Raw genomic sequence first — 13,953 nt, forward strand, 5'->3', positions numbered from 1 at the left:
TTCAGCTCTGCTCGAAGACTCGCCGGAACATCGGCACGAGGAAGCGGTTGCCGTATTCGCTCATGTGGTGGAAGTCGGAATAGAGCGGCCGGCCGTCGTGCGAACCCATGCATTTGCCGTCCGGACACAGATACGGGCGCGGGTCGAGCAGATGGATGCCGCACTGGTCGTGAGCCTGACGCATCGCCTGCAACAGGCCGCCGTTGCGCTCGACGTAATCGTTGAGCGTGATCGACAGATCGGGCGCGTGCGGGTCCTTCATCTTTTCGCGTGCGAGCATCAGCGGAACGTTGAAGTCGAATTCCGGAATCGGCTCCACGAGATAGACGGGCCGGATCTTCGAGATGCGGCAGACCGTCGACAGCAAGTGCTCGCGATACCGCTCGGTCGAAAACGGCGTGGGCGTCTGCGCGGGCTGCTCGGGATTGACGAACGCGAAGTCATCCATGCTCGGCCCCGACCAGTACTGCGACCAGTGATTGGCGATAATCACGGGCGTCTTCGCGGTCTGATCGCGGCTGAGGATATCGATGTACTTGCGGTCCTGATCGAAGCAGTCGCCATTGCCGCGACGGATGCCGTAAATCGTCGGACAGCCTTCGATCGTGATGAGCAGGACATCGCCCTCCTTGCCGTTGGGCACCGCATCGACGACCGCTTCGGCGATCGCTTCCGCGTGACTGTCGCCGAGCACGACCACGCGGCTGTCCTTCTGCTTGCTCGCGACGTCGCACGGATCGATCATCATGTGACACTTCGTGCGGTGCGGGTTCGTGTCGTAGGTTTCGCTATCGGCGATGAACACCGAGCGGTCGAAGCGATTCGGCACGCCCTGGCTCGCATAGATGCTGCCGCCGCCGATCGCGAGCAGCAGCGTGAACGCGAGCACCGGGCGCAGCGTGATGAACCTCGGGAACGCGCGCGTCTCGCCGGGCGACGGCTTTCTCGTCTTCGATTCGACGAGCGCATACGACAGATATCCCATCACGAAACCGCCGGCAATGGCACCCACGCGCCAGAGCAGCGAGCCTTCCTTGTCGAAGTACGTGAGCGCGACGACGAACGGCCAGTGCCACAGATAAACCGAGTACGAAATCTTGCCGATGAATTGCGCGAGCGGATTGCACGTGAAGATCGAATGCTTGCGCGCCGCGATCAGCACGAGCGCGGTGCCGAGCACCGGCACGAGCGCGAGATAGCCGGGCCACGCGTTGTTCTCGTTGAAGGTGAGCGCGCCGTACACGATCATCGCGAGGCCGGCGAATTCCATCGTACGGCGCATGGCGCGGCGCGGCGTCAGCGGGAACAGGAACACGAAACCGCCCGCGAGCATTTCCCACGCGCGCGTCGGCAGCAGGAAGAACGCGGCCGTCGGCCACTTCGTCGGATCGGAGAGATAGACGCACACCGCCAGCGATGCGAGCGCGACGCCGATCAGCGCGATCACGGTCCCGCGTTGCCCGAAGAGTTTGCGCACGAGCAGAATGCCGAGCGGATACAGCAGATAGAACTGCCACTCGACGGAAAGTGACCACGTGTGCAACAGCCACTTCAGGTGCGAGCGGACATCGAAATAACCCGCCTCGCGCCAGTAGACGATGTTCGAGAAGAAGCCGAGGCTCGATCCCGCCGCCTTGCCGAACGCGCGAAACTCGGAAGGCAGGAAGACGAGCCAGCCGAGCACGCCGAGCATGAAGCAGAGAAACGCGAGGGCCGGAATGATGCGCCGCGCGCGATCGGCATAGAACTCGAGCACCGAGAAGCGGCCCTTCTCCATGCGTCTGAAGATGATGCTCGTCATCAGATAGCCCGAGATCACGAAGAACACGTCGACGCCGAGAAAGCCGCCCTTGAAGCCGGGCACGTCGAAGTGAAACAGGACGACCGCGAGAACCGCGAACGCGCGCAAGCCGTTTATATCGTTACGGAAATTCATCGCACTTTCCCTCGTTGTTCTTATCCCGCGCACGCGCCGGCGCGCTGCAATGGCCGGAGCCGATGCGGCGCACCCGCGATGCGGGTTGTTTTCCAGTGTCTTGTTGCTTCTTCGTACGTCGTCAAACGAACAGCCCGAACTCCATCTCCGCAAGCCTGCTCTCTTCGGATTGCGTCGCCCGCGCGACTTCCGCCATGGTCGCGGGCCGCACGCCGTAGGTCTCTCTCAAATGCGCATGATGCTTGAGCACCGCTTCGAGCACCGCGAGATTTTCGGCGAGATTCGCGCCGAAGTTATGCGGATGCCACCACAAGTGAAACGAACGGCCGGTGCGCGCCGCCGATGTCATCGACTGCTTGATCCGATGAATGCGCAGCCATTCCAGCGCCCGCTTGTTGCGCGCATACGGACGCAGGAAGCGGCTGGAGCGCACATCGACGAGCCCGCGCGAAGGACGCGGGTCGAAGGCGTGATCGCCCGAAAGATCGATATAGGCGTCGGCGAGACGCGCGGCGCGGCGCAGCGCGGCTTCGTCGGCGCGCGAGGTTTCCCGATACATCCAGTTGCGCTCGGTGCCGCGGTACGCGATCAGCCCTTCTTGCGCGCATACCGAAAGGTACGCGTTGTTCACCTGATTGCGCGGAAACACGATGCTCGCGGGCGGATCGGCGAGACGGCGGATCGCCGCGACGGATGCCTGCATGTCGGCGGCGAATTGCGCCTTGTCCTGCCCCGCTTCGAGACAGTAGTAATGACAGAACGTATGGCTCGCGAGCTCGCTGCCTTCGGTATCGACGATCTGGCGCGCGAGCGACAGCCCGTAATGGTACGGATCGCTTTTCTCGTCCGCGCCGATCGAATCGATGTAGCCGTTCGTGTACGGACTGAGCTTTGCGTCGTCATACGACGGACGGATATCGGGCAGATTCGCGAGCAGATCCTTCTTGTTATCGAAGAGCAGCATGCCGACCGTCGCCCATGTCGCCTTCACGCGATACTTCGTGAACATCGCGAGCATGGCCGGAATCGCCTCGCGCACGCCGAGGATGTTCTTGCCATACGTGGCGATCGTGCGATGGTCGCGCACGCCCCACATCAGTTCGAAATCGAGCGAAATCAGGAAGTAGGACATGGTCGTCAGGGCATCAGGAAGTATTTATAGACGCCTTCGAAATAGCTCTTCGTTGCGTCGGCGGCGACGGCCACGTACACGCCGAAGGTAATGACGAGAACCATCGCGTTCTTGATCCGGATCTCCGGCGCGAGGAAAGGCAGGAGCAGCGGCACGCAATACCAGACGCGGCCCTTCGCGAACGGAAACACGAAGAACGCGACGACGAGATACACGAACAGCCCGAAATGCATGATCGACAAACGCGTATAGCCGAGTTCGCGCTTCGTTTCCGGCGAGCGCCACGTCGAGTACAGCACCATGACGGACGCCATCGTGTAGAACAGCAGCAGCATCAGCAGCTTGATCGTGAAGTTTTCCTGATAGCCGGTGTATTCGTCGATGCGGCGTCCGCCGTACGTCGCGAACAGGAACTTCGCCGCCGACGCCAGCACGACCGCCGCCGCGCTGACCACGATGAGCGAACGCTTCTTCTCGCCGCCGAATCCCGCGGCGAGCAGCAGCGCGGTCGGCACCGCGAAGGTCGTGTGCACGAAGCTCGCGAGACCCATGCCGAGCGTCGGACGATTGAAGCGGCACGCGAACAGCATCGCGATCGCGAGCCCGAAGCCCTGCCGGATCTGGAACAGGCCGACCGTGGCGAGCGCGTACGGAATCACGAGCCACAGCAGCAGGCCGATCAGCGGGCGCCGCGTTTGCAGCAGCGAATACATCACGATCAGGTTGAGCAGCACGACCGTCGTGCGAATGCCGCCTTCGGGCGTCACGCCGAACGCGTTGAGCATGATGACCCACGTGCGCCAGCCGAGCTCCTCGGTGATGAGGCTGATGAGAAAGCCCATGTCCGACTCGCGGTTCTGATAGAACTGCACGAGCCAGTGCCAGTCCGTCGAGCGGAAGTACTGAATGTACGCTTCCTGGTCGAAGATCAGGCCGACGCTGCGCTCGCGGAACGCCACGATCGAAAGCGCGGCGGCCGCCAGCACCAGGAACGCCCATCCGGAAGGCGTCATGAAGTACGCGAATCCGCGCACTCTGTTCGCGGGTGCGCGTTGCTGCGCCGTGTTGTCCATTGTGGTTGCTTGCATCGTATTGGCCATTTTTTTCGCTTTAGTTATTCCGTGGGCGCGCTGTCAGGGCACGAGCCTCAGGTTGGTGACGACGATCTTCGGTCCCGCCTTGTCGTAATCGATGCTCTCGACGGTGGAAAGCCGCGGGCTCACCCACGTCGGCGAATGGCTCGCGATCTGCCCGGACACTTTGCGCCCGTTCAGCTTGAGCGCCGACACCGCGAAGGCCGCATCGCTCGCGCCTTCGTCGCGATGATTCGTGATGCCGATATCGACATGCTTGGGCATCGGCCCGACAATCTCCTCCAGCCAGACGATGATGCCGTAGCGGCACCTGCGCGTCGTCGGATTGACGATGCGGATGTTCTCCAGAATGTCCGCGTTGCTGTTCGGCTCCGCGTCCAGGCCCGCTTCCGGCTGCGTGCCGCCGATGTTCTCCCACAGCGGATTCTCGAACACGATGTTGCGTCCGCTGATGATCGACACGCCCTGTCTGCGGCAGCGGTCCGCATGGTGATTCACCACGCGAATGCCGCTGCTGTACTTGTATTCGACGTTGTAGCTGTTCGCGATATAGATGCCGTCGCCCCAGCATCCGACCGTCTTCGGCGAGATGAGCGTGACCTCGGTGCTGCCCGCGATCGAAAAGCCCATGCCGTGACCGTTCTCACGCAGCTCCGGCTTGGCGGCGTTCAGTTCCTTGCTGCCGTCGAGCACCGCGTTTTCGACGAGCACATTGTTCACGTCCCAGATGCGGAAGATCGAATAGAACGACGTGTCGTGCGGCAGCAGCTTGATCGACGCGCCCGGCGCGAAGCGCACATGACTGTCGCGACGCAGATCGAGCCCTTTCTCGTCGATGCGGCACTTGCCCGTGATGAGCAACGTCGCGTCGACGGACTGGTCGATGGCTCTTTGCAACGCGACGCGGTCGTTGGTCTTGCCATCGCCCTTCACGCCGAACGACTTGTCGGTGACGACGTCGCGCCGCTCGGCCGCGCGCGCGGTGAGGCCGAGCGCGCCCGACCCGCCGGCCACGGCGCCCATCAGCAGCGAGTGGATCACGCGTCGCCTGTCGACCATTACGCTTTTTCTCCCGTGACCGTGCGCCGATACGCCGTGCTCCTGACTTCGTCGCCACGCGTGCGCGCGCCGAGTCGCGTGAAGATCGCGTCCCACTGGCGCAAGATCGCCTGCGACGAGTAACGTTGCCGCACCGATGCCGCCGCCTTGCGTCCGAGTTCGGCGCGCAACGCTTCGTCGGACATCACGCGCCGCAGCGCGTCGGTCAGCGCGGCCTTGTCGGCGAATGGCACGAGCACGCCGTCTTCGCCGTCGCGGGTCAGTTCGCGCGGGCCGCTCTTGCAGTCGAACGCGACGGTCGCGAGTCCGAGCGCCATGCCTTCGAGCATCGCCATCGGCAAGCCTTCGTAGCGCGACGACAGCACGAACGCATCCGAGCGCGCCATTTCTTCCCACGGCGTCGTGGTCTTGCCGGGCATCAGCACGCGCTCGCCCAGCTCGTGCTGCGCGACCTGCGCTTCGAGCGCCGCGCGCTCGGGGCCTTCGCCCCAGATCCACAAATCCCAGTCCGGAAACTCGGGCGCGAGCGTCGCGAACACGTCGATCAACCAGTCGAACGCCTTTTGCGTGTTGAGCCGCCCGACCGCGATCAGCCGCTTGCGCGCGCTCTTCTCGACGGACTTCGGATCGAGCAGCAGCAATTCGTCCGGCAGCGGATTGGGCACCACTTCGATGCCCTTCACGCGCGGCACCATCTTGCGAAACGACGCCTCCATGTTGTCCGTGAGCAGCGTCAGCAGATCGGCGAACGGATAGACGAAGCGGCACATCCGCATCATCAGCGACGAGCGGCCATCGGCGGAAGGGTCGATATGCTCGCTCGCGATCACCGGAATGCCGAGCCCGCGCGTGGCGAGAATCGTCGTGATGTTGACGTTCGAGAGAAACGACACGACGACATCCGGCGCGCTCTCGCGAATGAGCGCACGCAGCGCGCGAAAACGCGCGGGATATTGCAGCATGCGCGCGCCGGCCTTCACGCGATCGGCGAGGAAAACGCAGCGCACGTTTTCCGCGAGCGGATAGAAGCACGCGCCGCGGCCGCTGTACGTGATGACGAGCGTGACGGTGTCGCCGCGTTGCGCCCACGCATTGACGAGCGATGCCGCGACGCGCTCGGCGCCGCCGCTTCCCATCGAACTGACGACGAGCATGATTTTCATCGGCGTCGGCTCCTCATCGCTCGGCAACGGGAACGCGCAGGTTCGGCCGCAACGGAACCTTCACGCCGGACTCTTCGAACACTTCCTGCCACAGCGCGATCGTTTTCGGCAATGCGAAGGTGTCGTTGACGGAAGTCGCGCACAGCGCCATGCGATGCCGCTCGGCGTCGTCCCGCATCAGCGATTCGAGCGACTTCGCGAGCGCGTTCGCATCGCCGACAGGATTCACGAGCAGGCCGTTCGTGCCATGCGTGACGATCACGCGCGGCCCGGAATCGCAGTCGTAGCTCACCGCCGCGCAGCCGCTTGCCATGGCTTCGACGAGCGTCATCGAAAAGCCTTCGAAGTGCGAACTCAGCACGTAGAGATCGGCGCGTTCGTACCAGTCCGCCACGTTGCCCGCGCGGCCCGGCAGAAACACGCGGCCGTGCAGCTTCGACTCTTCGACGCGCCGTTCGAGACTCCCGCGCGCCTGGCCTTCGCCGACGATCACGAGATCCCATTGCGGCAACGCGCCGGCGATCTTCCGGAACGCGTCGATGAGACTGTCGAAGCCCTTTTCCGGCGACAGCCGTCCGACCGCGAGCAACACGCGGCGCTCGTCACCGACGACGCTGCGCGGCTCGATCATCGGATTCGTTCGCGCGATCGGCAGCGTGAACGGCGGCGGAATCACCTTGACGTCGGTGCAGCGGCAATGCGTTTCGATCCATTCGCGGGTTTCGTCGGTGAGCGCGACGACCTTGTCCGCGAAGCGATACGTCAGAAGCCGCAGACGCTCCCAGAACGGCGTGAGCGGCGCGCGCGGCGGATGCGTGTGCTCGCTCGCGATGATCTTGTACGGCAGGCCGATGCCCGCGAGAACCGCGAGCACGTTGGCCGTCGCCATGACGCCGAGCGCGACCGTCGGCTTCGTCTCGCGCAGCACCTTGCGGAAAGCGAGCACGCGCTTCAGGTTGGACAGCGCCGTGCGCAGCATGCCGCCGCCTTCGACGCCGCCCGCGAGCCCCAGCTCGATGCGCTTCACGCGCGGATGAAACGGATAGACGTCGCCCTCACCTGCCGTCAGCGTGACGACGGTCACTTCCCAGCCGAGCGCCGCCCACTCGTTCGCGAGATTGGCGGTGACGCGCTCCGCGCCGCCGCCGTGCATCGAGTAGATGAAAACGACGATTTTCATGCGGTCCTCGTCGCCATGTCGGCTTCGGCCGGCACGAGCCGCCGCCCGGAAAGGAAGCGGATATACCAGGGCATCGCGATCGCGAGACCGTCCGCGAGCGCAATGGCGTGCGCGTAGCCGAGCAGTTGCGCGGCCTTGTCGACGTTGGCCTGCGAATGGCGCACGTCGCCGGCGCGGAACGGCGCGTAGACCGGGCTGCCGTCGTTCAGCACGCCGTTCTCGGCGAGCACGCGCTTCAGGCCGTCGTAAAGCTGATTGAGCGTCGTGCGGTCGCCGACCGCGACGTTGTAGACCTGGTTGCGCGCCTGCGCGTCGGACATCGCCGCGAGGATGTTCATCTGCACGACGTTGTCGATGAAGCAGAAGTCGCGGCTCGTCTCGCCGTCGCCGTTGATGGTCACCTGCTCGTCGTCGATGAGCGCGGCCGTCCACTTCGGAATCACGGCCGCATACGCGCCGTCCGGATCCTGACGCTTGCCGAACACGTTGAAATAACGCAGGCCGATCGCGTTCAGGCCGTACGTGCGCGCGAACACCGATGCGTACAGCTCGTTCGCGTACTTCGTCACCGCGTACGGCGAAAGCGGCTGGCCGATGCGATCCTCGACTTTCGGCAGGCCCGGATGATCGCCATAGGTCGAACTCGACGCCGCGTAGGTGAAGCTCTCCACCTTCGCGTCGCGTGCGGCGACGAGCATGTTCAGAAAGCCGCTGATGTTGACTTCGTGCGTCGTGATCGGATCGTTCACGGAACGCGGCACCGAGCCGAGCGCCGCTTCGTGCAGCACGTGCGCGGCGCCCTTCATGGCGGCGCGGCAATCGTCGAGATTGCGGATATCGCCTTCGATGAAACTGAAGCGGTTCCATTGCGCGGGCGTCACGAGCGAGCGCACTTCGTCGAGATTGCGCTGATGGCCCGTCGCGAAGTTGTCGAGCCCGACGACTTCCTGATCGAGCTTCAAGAGCGCTTCGAGCAGATTCGAGCCGATAAACCCGGCGACGCCCGTGATCAGCCACTTGCGCGGATTGCGCGTCAGTTGCTGGCGGATCGATTCGTAACGATCAGACATGAAAGTCTCCAAGATTGCCGACGGGCGCGGCGTGTTCGCGGCGCTCGCCTTCGATCGCGATCGAGGGCACCAGCTCGCGATACACGGCCAGCGTCTTCTCGATGACGATGCGTTCGTCGAAATTCTTCAGCGCCTTTTCACGCGCGGCGAGGCCCAGCTTTCTCGCGAGCGCGCGGTCGTCGTCGAGCTGGCGGATCGCGTCGGCGAGCGCGCGGGCGTCGCGCACCGGCACCTGCAAGCCATCCACGCCCGACTCGCTGACCACTTCGCGGCAGCCCGGCGCGTCCGTCGTGATGAGCGGCAGCGCGCAGCCCGCGGCTTCGATCAACGCTTTCGGCAGGCCTTCGCGATAGCTCGGCAGCACCATCACGTCCACTTCGGCGAAGAGCTTCGGCATGTCGCTCACATGACCGAGCCATTCGACGAGTCCCTCTTTCACCCAGCCCTGCACCATCGCCGTGCTCACCGACGCCGGATTGCCGTCGTCGGGCGAGCCCGCGAGGAGGAAGCGCACGGTGCGATTCTCGCGCCGCAGCATGCGCGCCGCCTCGACATATTCCTCGATGCCCTTGTCCCATACGAGCCGCGCCGCCAGCAGGATGCGCAGCGGCTTGACCGCATCTTCGGCCGACTCTTCGCGCACCTTGAAGCGCGTCAGATCGACGCCCGAGCCCTTGATGAGGCGAATCCCCTTCGATTCGACGATACGCGCGGCTTCGAACAGCTTGATGTCGTCCGGATTCTGCAGGACGAGAATGCTGTCGCGGCCGTTCAGCGCCGTGCGCATCACCTGGCGCACGACCGGCTTCAGGATACGCGCCTTCAGGTCGCGGCTCGTGAAGACGTAGCCCATGCCCGCCACCGCGTTCACGCGCGCGGGCACGCCTGCGAGCTTGCTCGCGAACGAGCCGTAGACCGCGCTCTTGATCGTGAAGCCGTGCACGAGCTGCGGCTTTTCGCGCTGGAAGAAACGCGCGAGCCACAACACGAGCGCCAGTTCGCGAAGCGGATTCAGGCTGCGGCGGTTCATCGGCACCGCATGCCAGCGAAAACCGAGATCGCGCAGCTTCGGGCCGTATTCGCCGTCCGGTGACAGCAGAATGACCTCGAAACCCGCGTCGCGCAGTTTGCGAGCGAACGAAAGACGAAAGTTATATAGATACCAATCGGTGTTGGCGTACAGAACTACCTTGGGCATCTTCATTGCGAACTCCGAACGTCCGGTTGACATCGCCGCGGGCAACTCCCGAATCTCGGGAGCCGAACCGCGGCGATGTTGTGCGACGGCCTGCATCGGCTCATCCCGATGCCACCGAACCTCAGAGACGCATGTCGCTCGCCTCGGGCGGCAGAACGTATTTGAGGTCGCACAGCACGTGCCGCGCCTTGCCGTAGGCGTGAATGCCGTCCGCGCCTTCATCGGCGAACTGGCGGTGCGCCACGGCGAGCACGATCGCGTCGTAGACGCCCTTGGCCGGCTGATCGATCGGATCGATGCCGTACTCGTGATGCGCCTCTTCCTTCGACACCCACGGGTCATACACGTCCACCTGGACGCCGTATTCCTTGAGATCGGCGATGATGTCGACCACGCGCGTATTGCGCAGGTCCGGGCAGTTCTCCTTGAACGTGAGGCCCATGATGAGCACGCGCGCACCCGAGATGGCGATGTCGCGCTTGGTCATCGTCTTCACGAGTTGCGAGACGACGTAATTGCCCATGCTGTCGTTCAGGCGGCGCCCGGCGAGAATGATCTCCGGGTGATAGCCGATCGCCTGCGCCTTGTGCGTCAGGTAATACGGATCCACGCCGATGCAATGGCCGCCGACGAGACCCGGACGGAACGGGATGAAGTTCCACTTCGTGCCGGCCGCGAGCAGCACGGACTCGGTGTCGATATTCATCTTGTTGAAGATGATCGAAAGTTCGTTGATGAGCGCGATATTCACGTCGCGCTGCGTGTTCTCGATCACCTTGGCCGCTTCGGCGACGCGGATGCTGCTCGCCTTGTGCGTGCCCGCGGCGATGATCCCGCGATACAGCTCGTCGACGAAATCGGCCACTTCGGGCGTCGAGCCGGACGTGACCTTCTTGATGTCCGGCAGACGGTGCGACTTGTCGCCCGGATTGATCCGCTCCGGGCTATAGCCGACGAAGAAATCTTCGTTGAATTTCAGGCCCGACATCTTTTCGAGCACCGGCACGCACTCTTCCTCGGTCGCGCCGGGATAAACCGTCGATTCATAGATGACGACATCGCCCTTCTTCAGCACGCTGCCGATGGTCGTCGACGCGCCGATCAGCGGCGAGAGGTCCGGACGCTTGTAGTGATCGATCGGCGTCGGCACGGTGGCGATGAACACCGTGCAACTGCGCAGGTCTTCGACTTCGGCGCTGTACTGCATGAGGGTCGCGGAGGCAAGCTCGGCATCGTCGACTTCGAGCGTGACATCGCGCCCTTCGCGCAGCGCGTTGATGCGCGCACGGTTGATATCGAAGCCCACGACGGGATGGCGCTTGCCAAATTCGACGGCGAGCGGCAGGCCGACATAGCCAAGACCGACGATGCCGAGTTTCAACTCTTGCGGCGAGAACATATTCACTTCTCCTCGTTATGCAACTCAGGACGTTTATTTAGTACTGCTTTTCGATTCAGGGTCCAGCAGGAGCGAATGCCGGATGAGTCAGCCTCTAGACTTCCTTGTCGGCCTTGTAGGCGGCGTAGGCGTAGCCACCGTACTGGCGCGCCTGGGCGTAGTTGCCGTAGTGCACCTTGAAGCCGTTGAGCAGGACGCCGGTCACGCTGGCGCCCGACTGTTCGAGCCGCTTCACGGACTCCGAGATTTCGCCGGAGCGCGTATCCCCATAACGCGCCACCAGGAAGATCGAACCCGCGACGGGCGCCATGATCGCCGTGTCCGACACCGCCAGGATCGCCGGCGCGTCGAGCAGCACGATGTCGTATTCTTCAGACGCGCGGCTCACCGACTCCGTGAACGCGTCCGACAGCAGCAGCTCTGCCGGGTCCGGCGGATAGAAGCCGCACTGGACGAAGTCGAGGTTGTTCAGCACCGAGCGATGCACGGTTTCTTCGAGCGTGGCGGAGCCGTTCACGACATCCACGAGACCCTTGCCGCGCGGCAGACCGAAGTACTGGTTCAGGTGGCCGCGGCGCAGGTCGCAATCGACGAGCAGCACGCGCTTGCCGCCGGCGGCGAGCAGCGTCGCCAGATTCGCCGACACGAACGACTTGCCGATGCCCGGCAGCGGGCCCGCCAGCATCACGACGTTGTTCGGCGCATCCATCAACGCGTACTGCAGGGACGAGCGCATCATGCGCAGGCCTTCCACGGCCGGGTCCGTCGGATAACGCGAGGCGAGCGCGAGCTGTTCCGGCTTCTTCTCGGCGATGCGCTTCGCGAGTTCCTTCTGGCGGTCGCTGTCCGGAATGGTCGCGAATACCGAAAGACCCGTCTTCGATTCCAGTTCCTTCGGATCGAGCACGCCCTTGAACAGGAAGTCGCGAGCGAAAGCCATCACGATGCCGATAAAAAGTCCGATACCTGCCGCGATCACGAGCACCAGCGCCTTGACCGGCTTGACGGGACGCTCGGGCACTTCCGCGCGGTCGAGCAGTTCCACGGTCGGCACGCGGCCGGCCTTGATGAGGCGCATCGTTTCGATGTTGTTGCGCAATGCCGAATAGACATCGGTGCTGACACGCACGTCGCGTTGCAGACGCAGCGCGCCCTGCTCGGCCGCCGGCATCGCCTTGACGCGCGCCGCGAGGTCGCTGATGTATTTCTCGGTCGCCGCGATCTGCTGGTCGATCACCACCACGCTCGGATGCGACGGCGAGAAGTGAACGGCCAGGTCCGAACGGCGGCGCTTCAGGTCGAGCAACTGCGCGTCGGCCTGCGAAGCCTGCTGCATGACGATGCGGCCTTCTTCGTCCGGATTGAACAGCGTGCGGCTGTTCCGATACGCGTTGTAGTTGTCCTCGGCCGTTTCCATCTGACGTTTCGCGTCGGGAAGTTGCTGCTCGAGATATTCGAGCGACTTCTCGGCGTTGATCCCGCGACGGTCGGCGTTCTGCCGGATATACATCTGCGAGAGTTCGTTGATGGTCGCCGCGACGAGCACCGGGTTCTTGCCTTCCAGCGTCGTGCTGATCACGCCCGACTTGTTGCCCTGCTCGGCGATCGTCAGCGAGTTCTGCAGGCGGTCGATGGCGGACACGCGCGAGTTACGCGTCAGATCGAACTCGACGCCCTTCTCGCCATGAATGAAGCCGACGAGCAGCGAGATCGGACCCGCTTCCGTGTCGAAGCGCTGCACGGTGCCGGTCTGGCCGCCGACGCCCGTTTCGATGCCGGGGCCGCGCACCTGATACTGGCCGTTGCCGAGAAAGCGCAGCGTGTATTCCTGGCCTTCGTACTTCTTCGGCACGTCGAACGCGGACACGTCGATCGATTCGGCGCCCCAGGCGTAGCCGCCACGGCCGAAGAGACCCGGCGTCGACGTTTCGTCGGTGGTGCGCGCGATCATTCCGCCGATCAGCGGGAAGCGATGCGGCGCTGCCTGGATATAGAGCTTGAGCGCATCGACGACAGGACCGAGCACGAACTTCGAGCCGATGACCTGGATTTCGCCTTCGGCCGTCGCGCGCTGGTCGAACATCGAGGCGGCGGTCCGCACCATGTCGCGTGAGTCGGTGGGCGGTGCGCTGCTCGAGTCGTCGACCCGGACGAGCATGCCGGCCTGGTAAATCGGTGCGGAGAAGTACGCGTACACCACCCCGATGCTGAAGACGACCGCCACGGTCGCCGCGATCATCTTCCAGTGACGGCCCAGCGTTTCGAGAATCGACGTGAGCTCGATCTCTTTGTCGGTCTCGGCCGTGACGGCTGACGCCTGATTTTTAACTTTCATAGAACGTCTCGTTACAGGCTCTTATGGGACCGGCGCGCGGCATGCGCACCGGATGCGGATCGAAACACCTGCAGCGCACCCGAAAGGGCGCAAACACCATTTCCTTATTCTTGAATTCAGGCCGGCATTCGGAGCCGTTAAAATCCCGCCCCGGCATTGCAGTCGTATTGAAACACACGACTCAAAAAAAGAGAAATTCCCACAGACGATTTTTGTTGTTTATCGAACCTTTCAAAGCGGCCGTGTGTTCTTTATCGCACTTTTAAGAATTTATTGAGTATGCGGGCCATTTGAACAAATCGGAAATTATCACAACCCGCTCTGGTGTATGCGCGGCACCGCACATATAATCGCTTTTAATCGGACGGCGAATTTTATGAAGAAAGC

10 protein-coding genes are annotated in these 13,953 nt (G+C 63.4%); all 10 read right to left on the reverse strand.

Annotated elements, in window-relative coordinates:
- Position 1: 1 nt before the first annotated feature.
- The 10 genes from NOV72_RS19575 to NOV72_RS19620 all read right to left on the reverse strand — a co-directional run bounded on the left by NOV72_RS19575 (position 2) and on the right by NOV72_RS19620 (position 13,566).
- Positions 2–1,936 (reverse strand): acyltransferase family protein, encoded by a 1,935-nt coding sequence (locus tag NOV72_RS19575; RefSeq protein ID WP_106856242.1) that lies wholly within the window; start codon positions 1,934–1,936, stop codon positions 2–4.
- A 121-nt stretch (positions 1,937–2,057) separates the two neighbouring features.
- Positions 2,058–3,068 carry a polysaccharide deacetylase family protein gene (locus NOV72_RS19580; protein WP_106856243.1) on the reverse strand — a complete coding sequence of 337 codons (1,011 nt, stop codon included), beginning with the start codon at positions 3,066–3,068 and terminating at the stop codon, positions 2,058–2,060.
- A 5-nt stretch (positions 3,069–3,073) separates the two neighbouring features.
- On the reverse strand, positions 3,074–4,156 hold the full coding sequence (locus tag NOV72_RS19585) for a hypothetical protein (protein ID WP_245933094.1): 1,083 nt from the start codon (positions 4,154–4,156) through the stop codon (positions 3,074–3,076).
- Between the two features lie 45 nt (positions 4,157–4,201).
- Positions 4,202–5,221 (reverse strand): hypothetical protein, encoded by a 1,020-nt coding sequence (locus NOV72_RS19590; RefSeq protein WP_106856245.1) that lies wholly within the window; start codon positions 5,219–5,221, stop codon positions 4,202–4,204.
- Entirely contained in the window at positions 5,221–6,384 is a 1,164-nt protein-coding gene (locus NOV72_RS19595) for a glycosyltransferase family 4 protein (protein ID WP_106856347.1), read from the reverse strand. Before NOV72_RS19595 ends, NOV72_RS19590 begins: the two co-directional genes overlap by 1 nt.
- 13 nt (positions 6,385–6,397) lie before the next feature.
- Positions 6,398–7,564, reverse strand: a complete 1,167-nt coding sequence (locus NOV72_RS19600) for a glycosyltransferase family 4 protein (protein WP_106856246.1) — start codon at positions 7,562–7,564, stop codon at positions 6,398–6,400.
- A complete protein-coding gene (locus tag NOV72_RS19605; RefSeq protein WP_106856247.1) occupies positions 7,561–8,634 on the reverse strand; it encodes an SDR family oxidoreductase in 1,074 nt (357 codons plus the stop codon). Before NOV72_RS19605 ends, NOV72_RS19600 begins: the two co-directional genes overlap by 4 nt.
- Positions 8,627–9,838 (reverse strand): glycosyltransferase family 4 protein, encoded by a 1,212-nt coding sequence (locus tag NOV72_RS19610; protein ID WP_106856248.1) that lies wholly within the window; start codon positions 9,836–9,838, stop codon positions 8,627–8,629. Before NOV72_RS19610 ends, NOV72_RS19605 begins: the two co-directional genes overlap by 8 nt.
- 115 nt (positions 9,839–9,953) lie before the next feature.
- Entirely contained in the window at positions 9,954–11,231 is a 1,278-nt protein-coding gene (tviB, locus tag NOV72_RS19615) for a Vi polysaccharide biosynthesis UDP-N-acetylglucosamine C-6 dehydrogenase TviB (RefSeq protein WP_106856249.1), read from the reverse strand.
- 94 nt (positions 11,232–11,325) lie between these two features.
- Entirely contained in the window at positions 11,326–13,566 is a 2,241-nt protein-coding gene (locus tag NOV72_RS19620) for a polysaccharide biosynthesis tyrosine autokinase (RefSeq protein WP_106856250.1), read from the reverse strand.
- Between the last annotated feature and the right edge of the window lie 387 nt (positions 13,567–13,953).

This window comes from Caballeronia novacaledonica, from assembly GCF_900258035.1.
Taxonomy (GTDB): Bacteria; Pseudomonadota; Gammaproteobacteria; order Burkholderiales; family Burkholderiaceae; genus Caballeronia; species Caballeronia novacaledonica.

Bases quoted from the DNA above. Each gene is read 5' to 3' on its own strand.
- NOV72_RS19610 (WP_106856248.1), bottom strand. From the start codon at position 9,838: ATGAAGATGCCCAAGGTAGTTCTGTACGCCAACACCGATTGGTATCTA.
- NOV72_RS19605 (WP_106856247.1), bottom strand. From the start codon at position 8,634: ATGTCTGATCGTTACGAATCGATCCGCCAGCAACTGACGCGCAATCCG.
- NOV72_RS19585 (WP_245933094.1), bottom strand. From the start codon at position 4,156: ATGCAAGCAACCACAATGGACAACACGGCGCAGCAACGCGCACCCGCG.
- NOV72_RS19580 (WP_106856243.1), bottom strand. From the start codon at position 3,068: ATGTCCTACTTCCTGATTTCGCTCGATTTCGAACTGATGTGGGGCGTG.
- NOV72_RS19575 (WP_106856242.1), bottom strand. From the start codon at position 1,936: ATGAATTTCCGTAACGATATAAACGGCTTGCGCGCGTTCGCGGTTCTC.
- NOV72_RS19620 (WP_106856250.1), bottom strand. From the start codon at position 13,566: ATGAAAGTTAAAAATCAGGCGTCAGCCGTCACGGCCGAGACCGACAAA.
- NOV72_RS19590 (WP_106856245.1), bottom strand. From the start codon at position 5,221: ATGGTCGACAGGCGACGCGTGATCCACTCGCTGCTGATGGGCGCCGTG.
- tviB (WP_106856249.1), bottom strand. From the start codon at position 11,231: ATGTTCTCGCCGCAAGAGTTGAAACTCGGCATCGTCGGTCTTGGCTAT.
- NOV72_RS19595 (WP_106856347.1), bottom strand. From the start codon at position 6,384: ATGAAAATCATGCTCGTCGTCAGTTCGATGGGAAGCGGCGGCGCCGAG.
- NOV72_RS19600 (WP_106856246.1), bottom strand. From the start codon at position 7,564: ATGAAAATCGTCGTTTTCATCTACTCGATGCACGGCGGCGGCGCGGAG.